1 protein-coding gene is annotated in these 319 nt (G+C 60.5%); it reads left to right on the plus strand.

Going from position 1 to position 319, the window contains the following annotated elements; genetic code table 11:
• Positions 1-319: IS110 family transposase (locus P0D62_RS19275; RefSeq protein WP_275704094.1), on the plus strand; the 319-nt coding region annotated here is incomplete at both ends.

Here is a 319-nt window from a genome sequence, read left to right on the forward strand (position 1 = left end):
CGCGTCGCAAAAGCGAGCGGATCAGCGAGACCGTCACGACCTGGGGATCGATGACCCAGGAAATCCTCCAACTACGCGATCATCTCGCCGCGCAACAGGTCACCTGCGTCGTGATGGAAGCCACCAGCGACTACTGGCGGCCCTACTACTACCTGCTGGAAGACCTCCCGAACTGTGAAGTGATGCTGGTCAACGCCCGCCACGTGAAAACCGTTCCCGGCCGTAAAACCGATGTTAACGACGCTACCTGGCTCGCTCAGATCGGAGCCCACGGACTCGTGCGTGCGTCCTTCGTGCCACCACCTGAGATCCGTGAACT

This window comes from Tessaracoccus caeni, from assembly GCF_029211185.1.
Taxonomy (GTDB): Bacteria; Actinomycetota; Actinomycetes; order Propionibacteriales; family Propionibacteriaceae; genus Arachnia; species Arachnia caeni.